Source organism: Streptomyces sp. DH12, assembly GCF_020873895.1.
In the GTDB taxonomy this organism is placed as follows: domain Bacteria; phylum Actinomycetota; class Actinomycetes; order Streptomycetales; family Streptomycetaceae; genus Streptomyces.
The window spans coordinates 1-475 of sequence record NZ_JAHWGT010000871.1; the positions used below are offsets into that span (position 1 = coordinate 1).

The following is a 475-nucleotide window of genomic DNA, read 5'->3' on the forward strand; positions in this document are numbered from 1 at the left end:
TCAGTGATCAGTGGGTGTTCCGAGTGCTTGGAGGATCTGCCGTACTTCCTGGCGCCACTGGTCAGCGTCAGCGCTGTCCACCCAGCCGATTGCCATTTCTGATTCGTCCTGGAGAACCCGGTCCAGTGCGAGTCTCGCCGACGCGCGCAGGGAGGCGGGCAGTTCGGGCAGCGGTTCCCTGGGGCCGTCGTCCGGGGCAATCACGATGGGACTGTCCGGGAGGGTGCTCGCGACGAGAGCACTGGCGGCAACGGCTTCGGCCCCGTCTCCACCATCGACGCGTTCTCCCGAGTCGGTGACTCGCTGAAATGCCCGCTCCAGCAGGTGGATGGCCTGGTGGTGGGTGAGTCCTTCGAGTGCATCGACGAAGTCCGCGGCGAGGTCGCTGTCGAAGGGGCCGGTTCCCCACGTTCCCATGCACTGCTTCTGATAGGGCTGTCTCGGACGATGGCATGCTTTCAGGAGTCACTGACAT

Annotated in this window: 1 protein-coding gene; it reads right to left on the minus strand. The window is 64.4% G+C overall.

The features are described from left to right. Window positions 1-417, minus strand: coding sequence for a DUF4259 domain-containing protein (locus tag LPA54_RS37530; protein WP_228919642.1), 417 nt, complete (start codon window positions 415-417; stop codon window positions 1-3). Between the last annotated feature and the right edge of the window lie 58 nt (window positions 418-475).

Excerpts from the sequence above, each read along its gene's own strand:
- LPA54_RS37530 (WP_228919642.1), bottom strand. The coding sequence starts at position 417 with ATGGGAACGTGGGGAACCGGCCCCTTCGACAGCGACCTCGCCGCGGAC.